General features: G+C 38.2%; 19 protein-coding genes and 1 tRNA gene. 8 read left to right on the top strand and 12 right to left on the bottom strand.

Features of this window, described 5'->3' with window-relative positions:
• Window positions 1-15 precede the first annotated feature (15 nt).
• Window positions 16-1,521, top strand: a complete 1,506-nt coding sequence (locus GFH32_RS16290; RefSeq protein WP_153512600.1) for a RagB/SusD family nutrient uptake outer membrane protein — start codon at window positions 16-18, stop codon at window positions 1,519-1,521.
• 179 nt (window positions 1,522-1,700) lie between these two features.
• Here the strand turns inward: GFH32_RS16290 and GFH32_RS16285 are convergent, their stop codons facing one another.
• Window positions 1,701-2,219 carry a hypothetical protein gene (locus tag GFH32_RS16285; protein ID WP_153512599.1) on the bottom strand — a complete coding sequence of 173 codons (519 nt, stop codon included), beginning with the start codon at window positions 2,217-2,219 and terminating at the stop codon, window positions 1,701-1,703.
• A 30-nt stretch (window positions 2,220-2,249) separates the two neighbouring features.
• Window positions 2,250-2,660: a hypothetical protein gene (locus GFH32_RS16280; RefSeq protein WP_153512598.1), complete on the bottom strand. Its 411-nt coding sequence runs from the start codon at window positions 2,658-2,660 to the stop codon at window positions 2,250-2,252.
• 398 nt (window positions 2,661-3,058) lie between these two features.
• Between GFH32_RS16280 and GFH32_RS16275 the strand changes: the two genes are divergently transcribed.
• The 4 genes from GFH32_RS16275 (at window position 3,059) to GFH32_RS16260 (ending at window position 8,465) form a co-directional block, all read left to right on the top strand.
• Window positions 3,059-4,282 (top strand): LuxR family transcriptional regulator, encoded by a 1,224-nt coding sequence (locus tag GFH32_RS16275; RefSeq protein WP_153512597.1) that lies wholly within the window; start codon window positions 3,059-3,061, stop codon window positions 4,280-4,282.
• Between the two features lie 152 nt (window positions 4,283-4,434).
• Window positions 4,435-7,104 carry a DUF5916 domain-containing protein gene (locus GFH32_RS16270; protein WP_202111230.1) on the top strand — a complete coding sequence of 890 codons (2,670 nt, stop codon included), beginning with the start codon at window positions 4,435-4,437 and terminating at the stop codon, window positions 7,102-7,104.
• A 209-nt stretch (window positions 7,105-7,313) separates the two neighbouring features.
• Window positions 7,314-7,532 carry a hypothetical protein gene (locus GFH32_RS16265; RefSeq protein WP_153512596.1) on the top strand — a complete coding sequence of 73 codons (219 nt, stop codon included), beginning with the start codon at window positions 7,314-7,316 and terminating at the stop codon, window positions 7,530-7,532.
• Window positions 7,533-8,036: 504 nt separating this feature from the next.
• Window positions 8,037-8,465 (top strand): cold-shock protein, encoded by a 429-nt coding sequence (locus GFH32_RS16260; RefSeq protein WP_228384157.1) that lies wholly within the window; start codon window positions 8,037-8,039, stop codon window positions 8,463-8,465.
• A 91-nt stretch (window positions 8,466-8,556) separates the two neighbouring features.
• On the opposite strand, the gene GFH32_RS16255 is transcribed toward GFH32_RS16260, so the two are convergent.
• Both GFH32_RS16255 and GFH32_RS16250 read right to left on the bottom strand, forming a co-directional pair.
• Window positions 8,557-9,435, bottom strand: a complete 879-nt coding sequence (locus tag GFH32_RS16255) for a DUF72 domain-containing protein (RefSeq protein ID WP_153512595.1) — start codon at window positions 9,433-9,435, stop codon at window positions 8,557-8,559.
• 124 nt (window positions 9,436-9,559) lie between these two features.
• Window positions 9,560-9,631 (bottom strand) — tRNA-Glu (locus GFH32_RS16250).
• A gap of 115 nt (window positions 9,632-9,746) precedes the next feature.
• On the opposite strand from GFH32_RS16250, the gene GFH32_RS16245 reads away from it, so the two are divergent.
• A complete protein-coding gene (locus tag GFH32_RS16245; protein WP_153512594.1) occupies window positions 9,747-12,230 on the top strand; it encodes a family 20 glycosylhydrolase in 2,484 nt (827 codons plus the stop codon).
• A gap of 31 nt (window positions 12,231-12,261) precedes the next feature.
• On the opposite strand, the gene GFH32_RS16240 is transcribed toward GFH32_RS16245, so the two are convergent.
• From GFH32_RS16240 to GFH32_RS16225, 4 genes are all read right to left on the bottom strand, one after another.
• Window positions 12,262-12,984 (bottom strand): hypothetical protein, encoded by a 723-nt coding sequence (locus GFH32_RS16240; RefSeq protein ID WP_153512593.1) that lies wholly within the window; start codon window positions 12,982-12,984, stop codon window positions 12,262-12,264.
• A gap of 198 nt (window positions 12,985-13,182) precedes the next feature.
• Window positions 13,183-13,671: a 6,7-dimethyl-8-ribityllumazine synthase gene (ribH, locus tag GFH32_RS16235; RefSeq protein ID WP_153512592.1), complete on the bottom strand. Its 489-nt coding sequence runs from the start codon at window positions 13,669-13,671 to the stop codon at window positions 13,183-13,185.
• 69 nt (window positions 13,672-13,740) lie between these two features.
• Window positions 13,741-14,415, bottom strand: a complete 675-nt coding sequence (locus GFH32_RS16230) for a tetratricopeptide repeat protein (protein WP_153512591.1) — start codon at window positions 14,413-14,415, stop codon at window positions 13,741-13,743.
• A gap of 73 nt (window positions 14,416-14,488) precedes the next feature.
• Window positions 14,489-16,423, bottom strand: coding sequence for a nucleoside-diphosphate sugar epimerase/dehydratase (locus tag GFH32_RS16225; protein ID WP_153512590.1), 1,935 nt, complete (start codon window positions 16,421-16,423; stop codon window positions 14,489-14,491).
• Window positions 16,424-16,555: 132 nt separating this feature from the next.
• Here GFH32_RS16225 and GFH32_RS16220 point away from each other — a divergent pair, with 132 nt between their 5' ends.
• Complete coding sequence (locus tag GFH32_RS16220) at window positions 16,556-17,767, top strand: alanine dehydrogenase (RefSeq protein WP_153512589.1); 1,212 nt, start codon at window positions 16,556-16,558, stop codon at window positions 17,765-17,767.
• Between the two features lie 3 nt (window positions 17,768-17,770).
• A complete protein-coding gene (locus tag GFH32_RS16215) occupies window positions 17,771-18,643 on the top strand; it encodes an alpha/beta hydrolase (RefSeq protein ID WP_153512588.1) in 873 nt (290 codons plus the stop codon).
• Here the strand turns inward: GFH32_RS16215 and GFH32_RS16210 are convergent.
• From GFH32_RS16210 to GFH32_RS16195, 4 genes are all read right to left on the bottom strand, one after another.
• On the bottom strand, window positions 18,640-19,695 hold the full coding sequence (locus tag GFH32_RS16210) for an ABC transporter ATP-binding protein (RefSeq protein ID WP_153512587.1): 1,056 nt from the start codon (window positions 19,693-19,695) through the stop codon (window positions 18,640-18,642). The two genes, GFH32_RS16215 and GFH32_RS16210, sit on opposite strands and share 4 nt — an antisense overlap.
• A 61-nt stretch (window positions 19,696-19,756) precedes the next feature.
• Window positions 19,757-20,560: an outer membrane beta-barrel protein gene (locus GFH32_RS16205; protein WP_153512586.1), complete on the bottom strand. Its 804-nt coding sequence runs from the start codon at window positions 20,558-20,560 to the stop codon at window positions 19,757-19,759.
• 3 nt (window positions 20,561-20,563) lie between these two features.
• Window positions 20,564-21,340, bottom strand: coding sequence for a hypothetical protein (locus GFH32_RS16200; RefSeq protein ID WP_153512585.1), 777 nt, complete (start codon window positions 21,338-21,340; stop codon window positions 20,564-20,566).
• Window positions 21,337-21,885 (bottom strand): RNA polymerase sigma factor, encoded by a 549-nt coding sequence (locus GFH32_RS16195; RefSeq protein WP_153512584.1) that lies wholly within the window; start codon window positions 21,883-21,885, stop codon window positions 21,337-21,339. Before GFH32_RS16195 ends, GFH32_RS16200 begins: the two co-directional genes overlap by 4 nt.
• Between the last annotated feature and the right edge of the window lie 56 nt (window positions 21,886-21,941).

Genomic DNA, 21,941 nt, shown 5'->3' with positions numbered 1-21,941 from the left:
TCGATTCTTTAAGTTATGAAAAAGATATTTAAGTTTTTTGTTATTGCTGGTTTGTGTGTTGTATCTGCTTCCTGTACGAAGTTGGATGAAGAACCAACCAGTATATTAGTGCCCTCACAATATTTCAATACAGAGGCCGACGCCGAGGCTGCAGTGATGGGTATTTATAGTTTAGTGTCTAATGGTGATGGCTATGGTCGTCGTTTAACCATGGTATTGCAATTATTAGGTGATGATATGGATATTGCCGATATCGGCACACAATCCAGTCGTATCCAATTAAATAGTTTTGCGCATGATGCCAGTAATCAAGATATTCTAGCTGTATGGCGTACCGCTTATTTAGGAATTGGCGCTGCGAATGCTGCAATTGATGGAATTCCGAAAGTACAAATGAGTGACGAAAAGAAAAATGCCTTAATCGCAGAGGCAAGAGTGTTAAGAGCGCTTTTCTATTCGCACTTAGTGCAGTTATTCGGGGATGTGCCGTATATGGCCGCGAGTGTAACAGATCCTGCAACGGTTACCGATGTTGCAAGAACGAAAGCGGATGAGGTGTATGGGCATATTATTGAAGACTGTAAATTTGGTATTTCAAATCTTCCCAATACATATGCTAGTAATAACCGAGCGAGACCGTCAAAGGGGGCTGCACAAGCTTTACTTGCTTCGATTTATATGATTCAAGGGAAGTGGGCAGAGGCTGCGACAGAGGCTGAAGCGGTTATCAAAGCAGCAAGTACTTACAACTATGCCTTGGTTAGAGATTTTCAAGATCTTTGGAAAGCTGATTTAGGATTTCAGAGTGAACATGTTTGGGTAGCAGATTTTGCAGGAAGTATAACTGGAGAGAATAGTTCGAACGTCGATTATACCGCTCCCATGACTGGTGTTCGTGATGCTGATATGCAAGGTTGGAGTGTGTTAGTGCCTTCCAACGGGATGTATACTAGTTTCTCTGATCAAGATTATCGTAAGAAAATAAGTTATCTGACAGAAACGCCAATTAAAGGAGTTATGACGCCTTATACGAAGTTTCGTTGGCCAAAGATTCACACGGCTAAATGGTGTTTGTTTCCTGGAGAGAATGCAGGTGGCGACGGTGCGGATTCGGATATAAAACATGTTATTTTCCGTTATGCTGAAGTTTTATTAATGGCTGCTGAGGCTATTAATGAGAGTAAAGGGGGGCCTACTGCCGAAGCTTACAGTTATTTAAATGCTGTTCGCGCGCGTGCTCGCTATACACCGCAAGGTCAACAGGCCTATCCAGCAGATGCGGCGGGCATGAATCAAGCACAATTCCGTGCTGCGGTTCGTGAAGAACGTCGTGTAGAATTAGCCTTTGAATGGAAAAGATGGTATGATATTAAACGTTGGAATATTGTTGTTGAATCATTCACAAAAGCGGATGCATTAGAGAAACAACCGAATGTGAAAGAATATCATAAATTATTACCTGTTCCTCAAGATGAGATCAATAGAAATGAGAATCTATTGCCACAAAACGCTGGCTATTAGGTTTGGGCTAATGAAAAATACATGGTTAGATATGATTAAATAAGCAAGATTGCTAATTAATCGAGAGGGTTGTCTGCACAGACAACCCTTCTTCATTTTCAAACTTAATAGTGTTGACAATACGAAATCGGGGAGATTGCGTTCGGAGTCTAACAATTATGGGGAGGATTTTTTGTACTTCAATAGTTACCCAATATTCGCTTCTTTAGACCGCTGTTTTCTTTTAAACGGATCAGTAAGCGATATTGATTTCCTTTTTTCAAAATAGTGGGATCATTGCTGATTATAATCTGAACAAGCTCATCTGTATCTGGCAAGATATAAGAATTGGTTAATGAGTTTTGTTGCCCTACTTCAGTATTAATTAAACGATAGTCAGCATCTCTGAGTTCCTGAAGAATTTGTTCGTAAAACGCTACCTCGGAAGACTCTAAGAATATCCTGTTGTTCTTGTGCTTCTTAAAGTTAATGGTCCCTAGAATTTGCCCGCGACTGTTCTGATAAATTACTGAGTCTAATTTCAAATCTTCATTCTTCCATGTCTTATAGAGCGAATATCCTTTATTAAATAAAGTTTGTTGGACTTTGCTTATCGGCATTGTTCTGAGTTGCTTTAGCTCGTTCAAGTTGATAACTTGAGCCTGAGCGGTAGTAAACAGAGAAATGACGATAGCAAGAAGAAGAACTGATTTGTTCATTGCAGGAAATGTTATACTTTGAATGGACCTTTAATTTCCAGTTGGGTTATGCTTCAACTTATTCTCCATATCGATATACTCACTGTCGCTCTTTAATCGGTATGACTTAGCACGTACTGTAACTTTGAATTTCTTCTTCTTTTGGTCCACGATGTATCTAGGATTCAATACCCCATCGGCGCCACTCTCAATTGCTTGACGTTCCGCAGCTAATAATGCAGCCTGTTTTAATTGTTCCAAGGTGTATTTTTTGAATTGCTTTTTGTTTTCTACAGTGAAAATAGCATCCTTATCTAGAATCGAATATTCATTTCTTTTCAGCGTATTGCTGACTTGTGTGGTTTGCGAATTAATGCTGTTTTCTATGTTTTTTGATGATCCGCAGGAACTCAACAATAAGCCAGAAGCAGCGATGGCAAGTGTTAATTTTGATGATTTCATAGTCAAAACTTGAATTAGATTAATAAATTTTAAGCCCCAAAAATCCGTTAATTCCTGTTTTCAGTGCAAATCTCGTGGGGATAGTTTCGCGGATAGTATTGATTCCTACCTGCCGGATTGGGCTTTAATTACCCGATGGGTAGTGTAGTTTAAGTCTTTAAAAATGAGTGTTGTATGTTGTTTTTGATAGGACTTGTTTTCAGATTATCCGCTATCAAATGCTGGGCGCGTTTTCTAAAATTGGAAAAACAAAGTCAATAAAATCGACCGTCTTCAATCCTTAAAGCTTCAAAAAGCTCTTAATTTAAGGTATTTTTGCAATGAACATCTTTTATTACCCTACGAAAAACAACTCTACGACCTAAAACGTAGGAGACGTTTTTACTTTTTTTAAGAACATGCAAAAGGCTTTTTTAGTACTTTTTTTACATTGTTGTGTATTGTATTCAACTGCGCAATCCATCGATCCCCTTCAACTAAAGCGAAGTATTTCGAATCTTAATGATCAACATGAATATGATAAGTCAATTCTTAAATTGGAGGAGATCTTAAATAATGATGAAGCGACCGCTTACGATCGATTTCAAGCATATATTCAAAAATCGTTAACCTATAAACGACTTTTCAATTACACCGTTGCACTAAATAATCTGACATTAGCATGGGATGAAGCGCGAAATGATAGTCTGAATGCAGAAGAGATTAAGAGTAGAGTCTTATTAGAGCGCCTTTTTATTTATTTTGATCTCCAAGAGCATGACCAATTTGACAAGCTTCTGAAGCAGGTCACGGATAAGAATCTACAACACGTTGATCAAGAAACACTGGCATGTTACACGAGTATTTTGGGAATCCTCGCCAAACGAGAGAATGATTTTGAATCCGCAGAAGCTTATTTGGATAAGGCAATTGCTTTGTTAAAGAACGAAAGTCCGAAAAATCTGCCGAATATATATCGCGTTAAAGTGGCTTTGTACGGTCAAATGAATCGTCATGAAGATGCATTGAAAGCCTACGAAAAAGGGTTGGAATATGCAGAGCAATATAAGATGGATATATATCGTATTGTCATGTTCGAAGCGATTACCAAATATTATAAGGATCAAGGGGACTATAAAAATGCATTTTACTATCAACTCAAAGTCAGCGATGCTCGCACGAAATACAATGCAAATAATGTTAGCGGTGAATTAACGGAGTTGGAAAAGGAACTCTTGGATCAAAGGAAGAATATAGAATTAGCACACGAGAAATCTTCAAAGCTCTATTTATATGTTATTGCAATCATTTTATTGTTGTTAATTCTGAGTCTCGGAAAGCTGCTTAACGTTAGTAAACAAAAACGCGTATTGGTGGAGCGCGAAAACAATCATATTCGACTGGAGATTGAGAAGCTAACCAATGAACGGGATTCCCTAGGGCTTGTTAAAATAGATATTGCATCTGTCGGGCTGACTGAGCGGCAGCAAGAGATCGTCAAGCTTGTTCAGCAAGGGATGACCAATAAACAAATAGGGAATAGTTTATTTATTTCCGAAAACACAGTGAAATACCATCTTAAACAAATTTACGATACGTTAGGAGTAGAGAGTCGGACAGATTTGAGGCGCGCATATGCCTAATTTCTACTTTTCAATAAGAGTACAAATTCTTTAAAACGAGGCGTATCGGAAATCGATAGGTGTAACCGATGTTACAATTAAGTTACTCCGCCAAATCTTTTGATCTTTAATTTTTTAATACATTTGAGGCTGTCAACAAAACCTACATTGCCTTGAAAAATTTGATCATGGGGCTTGCCCTTCTATCGCTATTCAGTGTTAGCACAGTTTTACGAGCTCAAGAAGCACGGAAAGAAGTGGTCACCTTTGAAGATGCTTATAAAAGAAAGTATAATATTAGCAAGCTAACTGATCAAAAACCAAGTATTGACGGGAAGCTCGATGAGGGAATCTGGCAAAATGAGGGCAGCTGGTCGGAGAAGTTCTCGCAAGTTATTCCCTTTGAGCGCGTGCATACGGACTCTTGGACGCGGGTTAAGCTATTTTATGATGACAAAAATATTTACGTCGGGGTTTATTGTAAGGACGCTCATCCGGAAACCATGAACTCCTTTATCGGCAATCGGGATGATAATACGAATGGTGATTTAATTAGTATAGCATTTGATACGTATCACGATTATCGAGTAGCACCTGAGTTTAATATAAACTTAGGAGGCAATAAAACAGATCTTACCGTAACAGACAAGCTATCCGTAAATTTAAGTTGGAATGCCGTTTGGGAAGGTCGTACACATATTAATCTGCAGGATTCTTCTTGGACCGCCGAACTTCGAATTCCTTTTAGTCAACTACGGTATAATCAAAAGAATTCTGATGGAGTTTGGGGATTACATGTTCGTCGGATTATCCGTAGAAATAATGAAGTCCAGAATTGGAGTTTAATCCCTATAAAAAATAACGGTCACGTCTTTTCTTTTGGAGAGATGCATGGCATGGATGATTTACCCAAACCTAGGGGAGTAGAGTTTCTTCCGTATGCAATGACAAAGTATGTCAATTCACCAAAAATACAGAACAGCCCCTTTCAAAAAGGTCAGAAATTCCAATTGAATGGAGGATTAGATGCGAAATTTTCATTGAGCGACTATACCGTCGATATGACTGTTAACCCAGATTATGGGCAGGTTGAATTGGATCCATCCGTTATGAATTTGACCGCCTATGAGGTCTTTTACGATGAAAAGCGTCCGTTTTTTCTCGAGGGAAAGCATATTCTTGAGTTTGATAATAACGAACGCGGTCAAATGTTTTATTCTCGCCGGATTGGTGCTATGCCGGCGTACAAGCCACAGGGAATTGACAACATCGAAAACTTTGCTAGCACGCCTAGTTTTATACCTATCCTTGGAGCCATGAAGCTAACGGGGACCAATAAAAATGGACTTACTGTTGGACTGTTAGAAAGTATCACCGCTAAAACGCAATCGCAGACATCTAGAAAGGGCATCCGGGGTGAGGAGGTCACTGAGCCTCTGACAAATTATACGGTAGCGCGATTACAGAAAAATTGGAATGGTAATACCCTCTTCGGCGGGATGGTTACTTCTGTAAATCGAAAGTTAGATGAAGTACATTTGAAGGAAGTATTAGTCGAAAACGCGTTAACGGCCGGTTTGGATTTTACTCAATATTTTGTTAACCGTTTGTATTATATAGATGCAAAAGCAATGTATAGTACCTTAAATGGTTCATCGACTGCGATTCTACAGAAGAAAAGAAATGCGACTCACTATTATCACCGTGAATCTGCTCAAGATTATCTTCATCTTGATCCTGACGCTACTTCCTTATCGGGAACTGGAGGTTATGTTAAAGCTGGTAAAAAAGGTAATGCGCAATGGAACTATTCACAAACATTTAACTGGTCCTCACCAGGCTTTGACTTGAATGATGTCGGCTATAACAAGGAGTCAGACTATCTTTTGAATGAGTCGGAGATTGCTTTTCGAAAAACTGACCCCTGGGGGCCATTTCGATTTGCAGGAATTAACTTGACACAAAAGAATATATGGAACTTCGGTGGACAGCCTATCAATAATGATGTGGCTATCCGTTGGAGAAGTCTAAGTACGACGCATCGTTTTGAAATGGATCTGAAAGAGTCTTTTAGCTGGAATACTGTAGATAGTCGTCGGTTACGTGGAGGACCTGATATGCGTTATGGTTCTAATTTTGAAACCAATGTTGATTTAAGTACAGATCGCGCGAAACGTGTTGTGTTTAAAATGCTTTATAACGGTCGACATTATATTTCTGAAAATACTTCCTACAACATGTTGCAGCCAAGCTTTATCTTCCGATTAGGTAGGCATGTTAAGTTGACCACGCAATTCAACTATGCAAATAATACGGATGAATTGCAATATGTAAGTACGGTTAAGGCGATAGAAAATAACCAAGAGAGCATCGAATACATATTAGGTCGGATGAAGCAGCGGACTTACGGTATTACGATGAACATGCAGGTTAATTTAACGCCGGATATTTCTATTCAGTACTATGGATCACCATTTACATCAACAGCTCGATATGATCGCTTTAAAACGGCAATGGATACTAAATCGAGGGAATATGAGGATCGTTTTTCTAGCATTACTGAGCAGGAGCTGACAAGTAGTGCGGAAGAGTATGATGTCCATAAAGACGGAAAAACATACAGCTTTAAAGATCCTAACTTCAGTTTCAACGAGTTCCGTTCAAATTTTGTAGCACGTTGGGAATATAAACCAGGATCTACAGTATACTTAGTATGGGAACATAATCGCTCGCGTCAAGATCCTCGATACTATCCTACTTGGGGGAATAATATTGATCGTATGTTCGGCTTTCAAGGTGTGAACACGATTATGTTAAAAATGAACTACTGGTTCGCACTGTAATTGAAAAATCAGTTCTCATTACATAATAACACGTATTTATTACATTATTTTCGCAATGATTTGTTAATCAACAATTTAGTTGTTAAATTGTATTAAGCATTTGATAGGTATAGGTCGAATGCTTAACGAATCTCCATTCGTTTAAACTGAGGGTCTTCAAGACTTATATTCTTTAATTATACACATTATTAAATAGGAGGATTAACATCATGGAAAGCTTAAAATTCGAAATCAGCACCGCGACGCAACAACAATTGCAACGAGTACAGGAAGTCTTGAACGAGGTGAATTCAATCAATGAATGGAAAATTGCTCCATACGTCAATGGTTATTTAGTGTCTTTACAAGGAGTCAATATGCAAATTGTAAACATCTTAACTTGTATCTCGGCACTCGGACTGGATGCAGAACGTTTGTATGAAGAGTAAAATCACATCGTTTAATTTTGGATGCCTTTTGCCTTAAAAACAGCCCTTGTTTAATCAAACAATCAAATTCCAGTAGGTCCCTTCAAAGCGCATAATCGCCAATGATTTGATGGGACTTATCTTTTGTTTACAAATGGATGGGAATTAGTCGCCGAAGGGTGATTTACAAAGCATCTTATATCATTTTATCGAGCTTGGATAAAGCTAAATTCTTGTTGTATTGATTGCGCTGTAATGAGTGGTACAGCTAAACATAGATTTTAGAATTTATAAGCATAATATCGATGTTATCCGAATAGGGGATTTCTATAGTGGATATTTTAAGAAATGCTTAGATTTTCTCTCTCAAAACCATCACCTTAACTCACTTTTATTCACTTGGGATATTACGTTATTATTCGTATCTTTGGAACATTCACAAAGGATCATATCTCTTATATCCAAGGCGCAACTCCCTTCTTAAGATATCAATCTTCCTTATTTATTCACCCTTAATACGATTTAATGGCTAAAAGTCAACTCACCTTTAAGAAAAAAGAAACCGCAAAGAAAAAACTTCAGAAGAAACAAGAGAAACAAGAAAGAAGAGAAGTTAACAAGTCAAACAACAATAAAGGGAAATCTTTAGAAGAAATGTTTGCCTATGTTGACGAATTTGGGAATATTTCCGATACCCCACCAACGCAGCAGTACAAGTTCAAAGAAGAGGACTTGCAACGTCCTGCTGATCCAACCGAAGAATATCGCTTTGGCAAAGTGTCTTTCTATAACGAAATCGGACACTATGGCTTTATTCGCGATAATGAAACGAGAGATACCGTTTATTTTAATGATAATTTAGCGGGAATGGTTTTAGGGTTAAATCAAGCCGTGAAGTATAAATACGCGCGTTCGAAACAAGGGAATCAAATTACGGAAGTTGAAAAGATTTAATCTTTTCACACCTACGACATAAAAAAGGCTATCGAAAAGATGGCCTTTTTATTTTTCCGCTAACTTTTACGGCGCCCAATAAAGGATATGGTTATTTCAGCAAACTTGCCTTAGAAGGTATGTTTAAATCTGTTCCGATTGCTTTATTCAGTTTTTTAATAAAATAACTAGCTAATAATGGGGTTTCTACATCCATCGCCTGATGAATAAAGAAATATAAGTTTTGTAAGCCTGCTGTTTTCCATTCAACAATTCTCTCCACCCATTGATCCAATCGCTCATAGTCTGAGGGATGGTATGAGGCTACATATCGGACAAATGCCGTTGGTGTTGTTAGTCGCATGTGCATCATATCGCGACGTCCTGGCGTATCAACGATGATATTTGTCATTTCGGTGCGCTCGAGCAATTGATAGAGCTTTTCTGCTATCTCAGGTTCAAACCATTCCTCATTACGAACTTCTACCGCCAATGGATAGCCTTTAGGAAAACTTTCTAGGAAATGCACAACTCTATCAAAATCCTTTGGTTTAAAATTATTGATCATCTGAAGAAATGCCATGCCTAATTTTTCCTCAAACAAAACCGTGGAGTCTACAAACGCGTCTACTTTTGATTCGAAATTTAATAGACGTCCAAAATGACTTATGGATTGCGGTATTTTCGGGAAGAATCTAAAGTGTTCGCTTGTTTTGGCTTTCCACGTTTCAACTTGTTGTTTTGTTGGCGATTTGTAAAAGGTAGCATTTAGCTCAATCGAATTGAACTGTGTTGAATAGTAACTCAATTCATCTTTTGTACCACGCGGATAGAATCCTTTCAGATCAATTCGATTCCATTTCGCACAACCAACATAAACTTCCATAGGTTTGTCGACTTTATATTTATTTAATAAACTCGTCGTTTCCGTTGGTGTTGTAGGAATGTTAAAATCGATATTTGAAGGATCTTCTACTTTTCCGAATTTCATTTTGTTTCGTTTTCTAAAGTACTCCGATGCTTAAACTAAGCATGCAGATATTTGTAAATAAAGATAGAGATTTCTCTTACTCACTATAAAACAAAAAAAAGCGACTTGATAAAGTCGCTTTTCGTAGCCCGTAGGGGAATCGAACCCCTGTTTCAAGAATGAAAATCTTACGTCCTAACCCCTAGACGAACGGGCCTTATTGTGTTTCGGTGTGCAAATATAGAATTTAGTTTTTTATCTACAAAATATTTTTTGAAAAATTGTAAAAACGTCTTTTTTCGCTACTTTTAAGCTTTAACTATAATTAAAATATGCGAATATTCACGAAAATGGCTTTAGTTATTCTCATGTCAAGTATGACCAGTGCTTTTGCACAGAAGCAAGATTTCCAAGTGAAATGGGATTATAGTGCCCAATACAATGGTAAAGATAGCCTTGGGCTTCAGTTAACTTTAATAAATAAAGGGAGCAGTAATCTTGAATTGAAAAACTATTCTTTATGGTTTAATTCAATGTACCCAATCCAAGAGGGTAGTTTTGGAAATTATAATATTCATAATCGAAATGGTAATCTTTATAGTATAGATTTCGATGGAGGAACGATATTAGCGCAGGACTCATTGCGAATTGAATATCAATCGCCGTATCCTATAGCGCATTCTTCTCTCGTTCCAAATGGTTTCTATCTTCAACATAACATAGATAATAAGAACATTATCCCTATAAATGATCCCATAATAGCTCCGCTAAAGATATCTGCAACAGAACAAAATCAGTTTCTTACTAACCTTTATGAGAAAACAGCTCTTAGAAAAGGTGAGGGAAATCAATTAATCTTACCTACTCCATATGCAATGAAAGAGGGGAAGGGGAATTTGCGTTTATCAGTTTCGGTAGGCTATTACGTCGATGATGCTTTCAAAACCGACCTGTCAATGTGGAATGCTTTCGCAGACCAATTGTCACAAATAAAGTTTACGAATGCTGATGTGCGTTCAGCGCGATTTAAAGTCTTATTCGATGAAGGGATGGGGGAAGAGGAGTATAAACTCAAAATCAACGCTAATGGAATTGAAATAAAAGGAGGGAAGCCCTCGGGGATATTCTATGCCTTACAATCTATTAAATCACTATTGACTGCTGACCAATTGCTGGGAATTGGAAATGTAAATTTACCATATGTTGAAGTACATGATAAGCCGCGTTACTCATACAGAGGGTTGATGATCGATATCGCTAGAAATTTCAAGGACAAGGAAGTTATCCTGAAATATCTTGATTTGATGGCGCAATATAAGCTCAACAAACTGCATTTACACTTGATTGACGATGAAGGTTGGCGTTTAGAGATTCCAACATTACCTGAATTGACAGAAATTGGCTCTGTCAGGTCTCCGTATTTTAAAGATGGTCATAGTTTGCAGCCCGCTTATGGCTCGGGAGTATCCGAAACGAAGGGACATTACTTATCACGTGCAGACTTTTTAGAAATCTTAAATTATGCGTCCGCGCGTTATATTACGGTAATTCCAGAAATTGAAACTCCTGGACATGCTCGAGCGGCAATTAAATCCATGGAGCACCGATTTATGCGTTTGATGGCGCAGGGTAAACAAAAGGAAGCAGAAGAGTTTTTACTCTATGAAGCTGAAGATAAATCAAAATATAGCTCAGCGCAATACTGGGATGATAACGTAATGAATCCTGCACTTCCTTCTGTATATCGATTTTTAGATGTCGTTATTACAGATATTCAAAAGATGTATTCCGATGCAGGATTGACGTTAAAGACGATTTCCTTAGGCGGTGACGAGGTTCCCGCGGGCTCTTGGGAGAATTCTCCTAAGGTTAAAGAATTGATGAATAGAGAAGGCTTTAAGACTGTTTATGAAGTTTGGCCTTACTATATCTCCAAGATTCAGGCGCTATGCGAGTCTAAAGGCTTAGAAATGGCTGGATGGGAAGAGATAGGTATGGTTAATAAGGGCGACGGTATGGTTGTTAATGATAAGTTAGCAGACAAGGGCATGTTGTTAGATGTTTGGAATAATGTCATCGGCGGGGGACAAGAAGACTTAGCTTATAAACTGGCTAATGCAGGTTACAAAACTATTTTTGCAAGCTGTGCAAACTACTACTTAGACATGGTATGGGATAAGGACTTTCGTGAACCTGGACTAAAGTGGGCATCAATCTCTGATTTGTACCAGTCCTTTGCGTTATTGCCTGAGGCATTCTTTGCTAATATGAAATATACAGATGCGGGCGCAAAGTTAGATCCCAAGTATATTAGTCAAAAAACTAGATTAACAGAACAGGGGAAATCTAATTTAATTGGATTAAAAGCTGCACTGTGGCAAGAAACGGTACTTTCGGCTGATCGAATGGACTATATGCTTCTTCCGCGTTTATTTGCATTAGCTGAACGCGCTTGGAGACCGGCACATCACTGGGAAGACGATAGTAGGTTTGACAAGAGAGAATTTGATAATACCTATACCGCATTTATTAGAAAGGTCGGAATACAGGAACTACCAAAACTAGATAAACTTGCCGGAGGATTTCAATATAGATTACCATCGGTAGGCGTTAAAGCACAAGGGAATAAACTGCTCGCCAATATTGAATACCCAGGTTTTGTTATTCACTACACCACCGATAATAGTGAGCCTACTTTACATAGTCTAGTTTTTCCGAAACAGGGAATTAAGGTTACGAAAGGTCAGCGTATCAAGTTGGCTGCTATTTCGAAGAATGGAAGGGTAGGACGAGTAAGTGAATATATACAGGAATAATAAAAAAGCCCGCGATAAGCGGGCTTTTTTATTAAAATGTTTTAAACTTTTGTCGTTCCATGTCTGTGAACGAAGCAACCTTCTGATAAGTGATGCTGTCTGAGCTGCCTTTAAAGCTCGTAGGGAGCACAAGTCCACTTCCGATATCCTTATAGCCATTGACTGTATAACTCTTGCTGTCGACGTCAATTCGCTTAATTAAGCCCGTTTCTTCGTTGACATAGATGCTTCCTGCTTTTCCTAAGAAGTTATTGAAGTTAATCTTTTTCAACCGCTCGGCATTAATAATCTTACTTTCTGTTTGATCACTTAAAGTCGAATTAGACAATAGCGTCACAGGAAGGGACAATACCTTCAAATCTTGATTGTATTGTTCAATGATGTTGGGTAAGTCATCTTTATACTCTTGAATCGGCAAATTTGCTCCGTTGTCATTGAATACTGCTGATAACTTTTGCGTACGAACATTGAATAAAAGTACGACTGCTTCATTCTTAATGCTTCCCTCAAAGCGAACATCCCCTGTTTTTTTATCCAAAAGGAACTTACGCTCGGTACTAATAGTATTGAATTTACTATTGCCGGAAACGGTAAACATCATGAAGTTTGTGTCGTCCCATTTGTTCTTTCCTCCCACAGCATTCCATATTTTATCACTGATGGAACCGCTCTGCGCAAAAATAGGCTGCGAGGGAATTATTGCTACAATAAGAAACATGTAGATATAGAGAACTATATTCTTCTTATTTTTCATTATACTGAAATTTAATGTGAAACTAGGACACCCCCTGCTTTGTGATTACCTGCTTCTATATTTCTTTTTGGGATATGAACCATAGGCAGCGCACGCTTGAGATGCACATGAAGATAAGATGCTGGATCCAAGGAACACAACACCTAGAACTATAAATAGATATCGCTTCATATTCCTAATTAATCAAAAACAATACCATTAATGAGTTTTGTGAATTAAGCCCATCTGAATGGCTGTAATAGCGGCTTCTTCGCCCTTATTCCCATGCTTACCACCAGCGCGGTCAATCGCTTGTTGCAAGTTGTCGGTTGTTAACACGCCAAAAATAACAGGTTTACTATGTTTTAATCCTACCTGAGCAAGCTCGGTTCCCACCGCCTGACAAATGAAATCAAAATGTCTTGTTTCACCCTGAATCACGCAACCTAATGCAATAACAGCATCAAGTTCCTGATTGCGTAAAGCAATGTCGCTTCCTGCGATTAATTCATAGCTTCCTGGAACTTCAATAAGTTCGATATTCTCTTCTTTTGCTCCGTGATCTAATAAACCTTTGTACGCTCCATTTAATAAAGCACCAGTAATCTTTGCATTCCATTGCGATACCACAATTGCAAATTTCAGCTCCGCTGCACTACCAACTTGAATATGGGAAAAATCCGAAAGGTTCTTTAAACTGCTTGACATAAATAAAAATATTATCCTAAAAAAAAGGGCCACCTGTTGGGGGCCCTCAAAGTTACTAAAATTTTATTATTACTGTTTCGCCTGTACTCTTGCGATGAAGCTATCAATAGTTGTTGCTTCAGCACTTTCAGGGAAATCATTACGAATCTTTTCATAAGTAGCTTCCGCATTTTTGTAATCTTGAAGCTCTTCGTATACTAGACCTAATTTCTTTAAGAATACTGGTGTAGTAAATGTGTTTGATGATTTATCCGCTGCTTTTTTGTAAAAATTAGCTGCTTTATCATAGATCTTTTCTTCGGAGTAAGCATCGCCTAATAAGCCAATCACTAAAGGGTCTAAAATAGCACTGCCAGTCTCAGAGTATTGTTCCAAATATTTGATTGCTTCTTGGAAGTTCTTTTGACGTAAATACAAACCACCTAGGTACGCATTAGCAATATTAGCCGATTTTGTGTTGCTGTATTCATCAGCGATTTCTTTGAATCCTGCAAATGACCCATCGCCGTCAATTGCTTTTTTCTGTAATGAATCGATCATTGCGTATTGCTCCGCTTGATACATTTCAGAAGATGCTTTCTCAGCTCTAGGTGCTAGATATAATTTTTGGTAGCCGATGTATAATAAAATTAATACAATAATAGCAGCTACAATAAAGATGATGCTCTTTTCGTTTTCCTGAAAAAAAGATTTCTTCGATCCGCCAGTAGTCGTTGAAGAAACGTTTTGATTATTTTGTGACATTCTTAGTTTGAATAGATTACGGAACGCAAAAATACACTTTTATAGAATACTTGCAATAATTTCCCGAAAATAATTAAGTGGTTTGAGGATTAGTTACTTCCAAGGTTTCTTTATCCAGTTGTTCGTATATCGAGTTTTGACTCTTAAACTCTGGTACAATCACTTTCATCTGCCTTACAATGTTCATGTTATTCTGGAGATTTAAGGCTGTTGAAAGGTTTGAAATCTCGGTTTTTACCAGCTCAAAATCATTCTCACGAACCTTGGCAATCATGATTTTCTCGTGGTGTGTGTTCACCGTGTTCTCCAAGTCGTTTAATAACTCCTCATAGAGTTTCTCTCCAGGGCGTAGTCCTGTAAATTTGATCTCAATATCCTTGAATGGTGTGTGTCCAGATAGTTTAATCATCTTTTTTGCTAAATCAACAATTTTGACTGATTTACCCATGTCAAACACGAAGATCTCGCCACCATTTCCCATATTTCCAGCCTCTAATACTAATTGACAGGCTTCTGGAATCGTCATGAAATAACGCGTGATATCAGGGTGAGTCACCGTTACAGGGCCACCTTTGTCAATCTGATCTTTGAATCGTGGAATAACTGACCCATTCGAACCCAGCACGTTACCAAATCGTGTTGTAATAAATTTAGTGCCGCGACCGCCATTGATATTGGACAAATAATTGTTTAAGCTTTGTACGTATTTCTCCGCAATCCGTTTCGTCGCACCCATGACATTGGTTGGATTAACGGCCTTGTCAGTAGAAACAAATACAAACTTACTCACTTCGAATTCTACAGCGAGGTTCGCTAATAGATATGTGCCGAATACATTCGTTTTTACCCCCTCACTCGGATGGTTTTCCATCATTGGAACATGTTTATATGCAGCGGCATGGTAAACGTAGTGGGGTTTAAAAGTTTGAAACAGTTCACGCATACGCTCTTCGTTTCGAACATCGGCAATATAACTGTGGTATATTTGATTTTTAAACTGATCTTGTAAATCTAATTGTAAGTTATGCAACGGAGATTCCGCTTGATCACATAAGATTATCATTTGAGGCTCATAACGGCCTAATTGTTTTGATATCTCACTACCAATAGATCCTGCAGCACCAGTGACTAGCACGCGCTTGCCTTTTATTTGATCCATTAATTTCTCATTTGAAATTTGAATCGGCGCACGCTCTAATAAATCCTCAATCTTTATTTTCTTTATTTGACTTGGAGAGAGATCTCCATTCATAATCTTATTTACAGGAGGTAGCGTCAAGACGTTGACATTATGCTCTAACGCTTGATCAATAATCGCATTCTTTGTCTCAATATCAATGCGTGAGGAAGCTATAATTAATTCATCAATGCCATATTTATCAATAATACGTTGAAAGTCTTTCGATGCGAAAATCTTCAATCCATCAATAGATTTTCCAATTTTCTCCTCATTATCATCAATATAGGCTACGATTGTTTTATCCGAGCGAAAGTCATGTTCAAAAGTACGTTTTACCGCAATTCCGAGATCCCCTGCTCCATAAACCGCCGCACTTTTACGACCATTGCCAGCCGATTTTGTATACTGAAAAAAGATCTTTATACAAGTTCTGTAGGTCGTTAAACCAGTAAATGCAAATAGCGAATAGATGATAATCAAATTGGTCGGCACGGTAAGGTGCAGATCAAATGCGATGAACACCAATTTAACCAAGAACATGATGATGGAAGTAAACACAATTGTCGATAAGATTCGAATAGAATCTACGGCAGATGTGTAGCGGACGATACCACTGTACAACCTAAACACAAAGAAAGAAATTGCCGTAATGCTGATGCAGAATAAGAACGAAGTAGCAAAATCGACTCTAGAAAAAGCTTCTAGTTTGAAATTGTTGTATAACGTAAAAGCAAATATAAAAGCAATGGCGGATACGGCTATATCAAACATGAATATGATCCATCTAGGAACTATTCTTATATGATTTAGTGGTTTAAAAATCTTCATAGTGACCGGTTAGAGTGCAAACTTACATTATTTTAAGCGTTGATCTCCCTATTTTTTTAGTAAATATAATCTTAAAACGCTGTTTAATTGAAAGATTATTGCTTATTTTTAGGTTAACTTATTAATTCGTAAATGATAAACGTGTCGAAGATTGCTCAGCAAGGTGTGTTGCAGCCACAGGAAGCCATGCTGAAAACGGGCAGGAAAAAGGGAAGATTAACCATAGGAATACCAAAAGAAACCTCTTTTCAAGAAAATAGAATTGCATTAACTCCATTGTCTGTTGGCCTATTGGTCGAGAATGGTCATGAAATCATCCTGGAAAGTGGAGCTGGTAACAAGTCTAACTTTCTCGACCACCATTATAGTGAGCAAGGTGCACAAATTGTATACGATGCAAAAGAAGTGTTCAAAGCCGATATCATTATCAAGATATCAAGCCCTACATTAAAGGAAGTCGATATGATGAGAAATCGTCAAGTACTTTTTAGTTCCCAACAACCTTCCTTGATGAGTATTGAGACGCTCAAAGCGTTAATGAAGAAACAGATCACAGCCTTATCGTACGAATATTTGCAAGACGAGGGAGGTCATTTATCTGTTGTTCGAGCGATGAGTGAAATCGTAGGAGCAACTTCTGTGTTAATCGCTGCAGAATACTTAAGCAATGTTTTTGATGGCAAAGGATTAATGTTAGGAGGAGTAACAGGTGTTCCACCGACCGAAATGGTAATCATCGGAGCGGGCACGGTTGGAGAATTTGCCGCCCGAACAGCTATTGCCTTAGGAGCGCAAGTTAAAGTGTTTGATAGCTCGATTTACAGATTACGAAGGTTGCAGAGTAATGTTGGTAGTCGTGTGTTTACGTCGGTTATCCAACCGATTATTCTAAATAAGGCTGTTCGAACATGTGATGTTGTTATCGGTGCCGTTCGTGCTAAAAACGGCAGGACCCCATGTCTAATCTCAGAAGAAACCGTGTCGAAAATGAAGCCTAATTCCGTATTAATTGACGTTAGTATAGATCAAGGCGGTTGTTTCGAAACGTCAGAGGTAACCAATCACGATAAGCCAGTTTTTAAGAAATATGATGTTATTCACTACTGTGTACCCAATATAGCCTCAAGAGTAGCCCGTACAGCGACTTACGCACTAACGAACATCTTCACACCAATTTTGTTAGAGATTGGGGAATCTGGGGGGATGAATTCGATGATATGGGCAAACCAAGGTATTCGCAGTGCCATCTACCTTTATCATGGTAATTTGACCAGTAAGGATATGAGTGAGAAATTCAACCTGCCATGCAAAGATCTCGATCTTATTGTAATGGCCAACCTATAAACCATGAAAAATTTATTTATTGTATTATCTGTTATGTTATCGAGCGCAGCATTTGCCCAAGATCAAGGCGAAGTAAGACCTTTGTATTCAGGGGAAATGATTCCTGGAGCAACAAAACCAACAAAAGAATTAACGGGAAAAGAGATTCCAAAACTTTATGCTCATCCGGCAAAACAAAATAATAAAGACTTAGTGTTTTTAGTTATCCCGGGAGGAGGATATGCCAACGTAGCGATGAACCATGAAGGTCACGATGTGGCAAATCGATTAAATGATTTAGGTTATAATGCTTATGTTTTAGAATATCGCCTTCCCAAGGTTGAGACGATGAAAGACAAGCGGTTCGGTCCTTTGCAAGACGCACAATATGCTTTAAGGACAGCAAGTATAGAGAATCCTGGTAAAAAGGTTGTTGTATTAGGGTTTTCAGCTGGGGGACATCTCGCAGGAAGTCTTAGCAATCTTTATGATCGACCTCAAACAGATGAATTGAAGGATACCAATTTGCGACCAAGCTTTTCTGTATTGTGCTATCCAGTTATCAGCATGGATGATGCAATTACCCACAAAGGCTCTAAAAACAATCTAATTGGTCCCAATTTAACAGAGGAAGACGTTGAATTGTTCTCCTTAGAAAAGCAAGTAGATCAGCGTACACCACCTACCTTTTTAATGAGTGCAAAAGATGACAAAGGCGTACCGATTGAAAACAGCTATCGCTATCAAGCTGCTTTGAATAAGAATAAGGTGGAAAACACGCTTTTTACTTATGAAGAGGGTGGACACGGTTTCGGAATGGTAAACAAAACCGATTCCAGAGATTGGTTCGATGCAATGATTAAATGGATAGAGAATGTAAATGCTAAGCTGAATTAAGACTTACTCTCAAAATAATGTACTGAAGATACGAGAATATCAATTCTCGTATTTTTTTTGATCGTTTTCGCAGGGAATTGAACTACGTGCAAGTCGAGTTTGTCATTTCCTAGAATAATTTCGGTAAACATTCCTCGAAAACGACTCTCTTTCACCCAAAATCTACCGTTTTCAACTTCCTTAAATTGTATAGCTTCTTGATGAATGGAAACTAATCCGTCTGATTCAATTCCTAAATCTGAGGCCTGATCAGCAGTTAGTACATTACTCTTTGCTAATAATCTAGCAGTATAAGGATTCTGCGGACGATAATATAAATCTGTTGGATCACCTTGATCTACGATATGACCGTTTTTCATAACCACTAGATAGTCTGCCATTGCTAGTACTTCCGCAGGGTCATGAGATACCAACACCACGGTTAGTCCAGTGTCTAGAACAATTTGTTGAATATCCTGTTGTAAATCGTCTCGAAAAGCAGCATCTACCTGATTGAAAGGCTCGTCCATTAACAGCACTTCTGGATCATTAATTAATGCTCTACAGATGGCTACACGTTGTTTTTCTCCTCCACTTAGGTCGGCAACGCGTTTTTGTGCTAAATGATCGATGCGTAATTTTGCTAAGACGTCTTGAGTCTTATTTCTTTTTCTGTCAAGATCCGTATTTGGTAACTGTGAAGCCACATTATCCCAAACTTTAGCGTATTGATTCAAATCATCGAAGCCTTGAGATACAAGTTTCATCGCATCGTGACCTGGAATTAATTTATCCTTACGAGTAGGAACAAGCCAACCTCGATAGCGAACTTCACCTGTCGCAGGTTCGGCTAACCCATAAATCAAGCGAAGCAAAGTACTTTTTCCACTTCCCGATTCGCCAATAATCGCAGTGATCTTTCCTTCTTCTATTCCAAAATTAACATGGTTAACGGCGACAACTTGTTGGTTCCCATCGAAGATACAAGAAACGTCCTTCCCATTTATTAAGGGGAGGTTTGGTTGTTGCACATCGGAAAATATGTATTGGCAAGAAGTAGATTTCTGACTCATAAAAAAAATGTCGGGCTTGACAACCCGACACAAAAATACATTTTACAATTTGTAATTACTATTAAAAACCCAGTGTTATCCCGAAGGTTAGATTTCTTAGACCGTCTTGTGCTGGACTTTTCTCGAACATATCATTCATGTAATATTTTGTAAATAATCCGAAGTTGTCATACCCAATTCGAGCAAATCCTCCGTATTGGAAAGTTGTCAAGTTATAAGTGTCTTTATATTTTTGTTTTCCAAATTCTTCACTTTTTAAACGTTGAGTACCTTTTAATAATACCCCTGTCATTGCCCCGAAAGCGAATTTTAAACGCTTACCATTGCTTAATTTATGACTTCTCAATTCAAATGTTAGCGGTAGGCGAAGGTAAGTTGATGTGAAAACATTCTTTTTGTAGTTCGAACTAGGGTCCAGATCTTCAAATTCCAGTGGCGTAACATCTTTACGCAATAGCACATCATTTTCTAAACGTAGGTAATTCCATTCAAAACCAGCAGAAGCATAAACTTTAAACACATCACTAAAGCGTACACCGAATTGAGCCACATCGAAACCGAAGTTTGATGCTTTCTTATAGTCCAAAGACTTGTTCTCCTCAGAGAGCGTAAAGCTTCCATTGTCTACTAATCTAGAAAAGCCCCAGTCGATTCTAGAAAAGGTTATCCCACCAAAAGTGCGTGGGTAGTGAACCTTTTTAATATCGTCTTTATCGTCTTTTCCAACGTTAATGTCAATTTCAGTACGTGATTTGTTAGCTGAAGAATCAGATTTTGAATCAGTTTTGATAGTAATCTGTGCTTTCGAAAACTGTAATCCAAAGCATAGGATCGCAGCTAATACTAGGGTAAATTTTGGTTTCATAGGTTATCTTCTATTTCGTGCTAAACTCTTTGTTAAATCAATTCGTAAATTTCCTTCATCGTCGTTGCTGAAGGATACGTCTTTGTTGCCGATATTAATATTGTCAGCAATACCATTCAATACTTTTGTTATAATACTTTGTTTTTGTTTTTTTGGTTCATCGACTTTATGAGCATACATGATCTCTTCATTTTCAATAATATTCACAAGAGGTTGAATAGGCTCTACTTCACGATGGCTCAACTGAAGTTCAGTTTCGATTGGTTTAATTTCAATTACTTGAACTAGGTTTTCCATAGCCTTGATGGGTTGAACTTGATGTGTCATGCTTGGCTTTTCGACTATTTCTTTCTTTTCTGCGGAGGTTTTACCTAGCCTATTATTCCTATCTACGCTTGCTAAACGCTTCTGTGATTTGGCAACAGGCACATTTTTCAATGTTTCTTGTGAAACAACGATGCTTTCAAGTGCTTCCTCTTTAGGCGCGTCGGCCTCAGTTTTTGTTTGCGGGATGTTTGTCTCCTGTACCACCTCTGTTCTAATGTTGTCTTTCGTTGGTTTACTTGTCTCTCGAGATAAAAACATCGATAAACCAATACCGAAAAACATGAGTAGTGCAGCTGCGGCCGCAAAATAGCGCCATAAAACGATGGGTTTCTTTTTATTGATTCCTTCGTCAGGTAGTTCTAAAGCAATTTTATCCCATAGTTCAGCAGGGGGGTCAGCCTCAAAATTACTTAAGCGCTTGGCAAACAAGTCATCTAATTCTTGATCTTTCATATGCCTAGTTCCTCCATTTTTAATATGCGTTCTCGAAGCCACTGCCTCGCTCTCGACAATTGAGACTTTGAATTTCCTTCCGATATCTGAAGCAATTCCGCAATTTCTCGGTGATTATATCCTTCTATTGCATAGAGATTAAAGACCGTTTTATAGCCTAAAGGCAAATCTTTAATCAACCTCAATAGGTCTTTATAATCCAAATTGTTGAGTTGGAGGCTCGCATGTCCAGCTAGCTCTGTCGTTGAAACCTGATCGGTAGAAATAAAACTTAATTTATTCTTTCTATAGCTTTCAATTGCAGTATTCACCATGATTCTACGAATCCACCCTTCAAGAACGCCTGTGCCATCAAAAAGTGCACTTTTTGTGAACACCTTAATAAAACCTTGTTGAAGCATGTCCTCAGCTTCAAAAGTATCTCGAGCATATCGTAGACAGATAGCATACATTTTTGGCGCGAAGAGCTGATACAGTTCAGCCTGTGCTTTACGATCGTTGTTTTTACAGCGATCCCAAATATGTATAATTTTCTCTGGCTCCAATTGATGTTCGGTTTATTATAAAGACGCCAATGGCGCGGAAAGGGTTGCAGCAGGAA

Origin of the sequence: Sphingobacteruim zhuxiongii (assembly GCF_009557615.1) — a bacterium.
GTDB lineage: Bacteria > Bacteroidota > Bacteroidia > Sphingobacteriales > Sphingobacteriaceae > Sphingobacterium > Sphingobacterium zhuxiongii.
The sequence above is the reverse complement of the archived record's forward strand: the minus strand, read 5'-3'. Positions and strand labels throughout refer to the sequence as shown.

What these genes read in the sequence shown, in the direction of transcription:
- GFH32_RS16265 (WP_153512596.1), top strand. Translation starts at nt 7,314, where the DNA reads ATGGAAAGCTTAAAATTCGAAATCAGCACCGCGACGCAACAACAATTG.
- GFH32_RS16225 (WP_153512590.1), bottom strand. Translation starts at nt 16,423, where the DNA reads ATGAAGATTTTTAAACCACTAAATCATATAAGAATAGTTCCTAGATGG.
- GFH32_RS16220 (WP_153512589.1), top strand. Translation starts at nt 16,556, where the DNA reads ATGATAAACGTGTCGAAGATTGCTCAGCAAGGTGTGTTGCAGCCACAG.
- GFH32_RS16275 (WP_153512597.1), top strand. Translation starts at nt 3,059, where the DNA reads ATGCAAAAGGCTTTTTTAGTACTTTTTTTACATTGTTGTGTATTGTAT.
- GFH32_RS16290 (WP_153512600.1), top strand. Translation starts at nt 16, where the DNA reads ATGAAAAAGATATTTAAGTTTTTTGTTATTGCTGGTTTGTGTGTTGTA.
- GFH32_RS16285 (WP_153512599.1), bottom strand. Translation starts at nt 2,219, where the DNA reads ATGAACAAATCAGTTCTTCTTCTTGCTATCGTCATTTCTCTGTTTACT.
- GFH32_RS16210 (WP_153512587.1), bottom strand. Translation starts at nt 19,695, where the DNA reads ATGAGTCAGAAATCTACTTCTTGCCAATACATATTTTCCGATGTGCAA.
- GFH32_RS16245 (WP_153512594.1), top strand. Translation starts at nt 9,747, where the DNA reads ATGCGAATATTCACGAAAATGGCTTTAGTTATTCTCATGTCAAGTATG.
- GFH32_RS16230 (WP_153512591.1), bottom strand. Translation starts at nt 14,415, where the DNA reads ATGTCACAAAATAATCAAAACGTTTCTTCAACGACTACTGGCGGATCG.
- GFH32_RS16200 (WP_153512585.1), bottom strand. Translation starts at nt 21,340, where the DNA reads ATGAAAGATCAAGAATTAGATGACTTGTTTGCCAAGCGCTTAAGTAAT.
- GFH32_RS16205 (WP_153512586.1), bottom strand. Translation starts at nt 20,560, where the DNA reads ATGAAACCAAAATTTACCCTAGTATTAGCTGCGATCCTATGCTTTGGA.
- GFH32_RS16215 (WP_153512588.1), top strand. Translation starts at nt 17,771, where the DNA reads ATGAAAAATTTATTTATTGTATTATCTGTTATGTTATCGAGCGCAGCA.
- GFH32_RS16240 (WP_153512593.1), bottom strand. Translation starts at nt 12,984, where the DNA reads ATGAAAAATAAGAAGAATATAGTTCTCTATATCTACATGTTTCTTATT.
- GFH32_RS16260 (WP_228384157.1), top strand. Translation starts at nt 8,037, where the DNA reads ATGGCTAAAAGTCAACTCACCTTTAAGAAAAAAGAAACCGCAAAGAAA.
- GFH32_RS16280 (WP_153512598.1), bottom strand. Translation starts at nt 2,660, where the DNA reads ATGAAATCATCAAAATTAACACTTGCCATCGCTGCTTCTGGCTTATTG.
- ribH (WP_153512592.1), bottom strand. Translation starts at nt 13,671, where the DNA reads ATGTCAAGCAGTTTAAAGAACCTTTCGGATTTTTCCCATATTCAAGTT.
- GFH32_RS16255 (WP_153512595.1), bottom strand. Translation starts at nt 9,435, where the DNA reads ATGAAATTCGGAAAAGTAGAAGATCCTTCAAATATCGATTTTAACATT.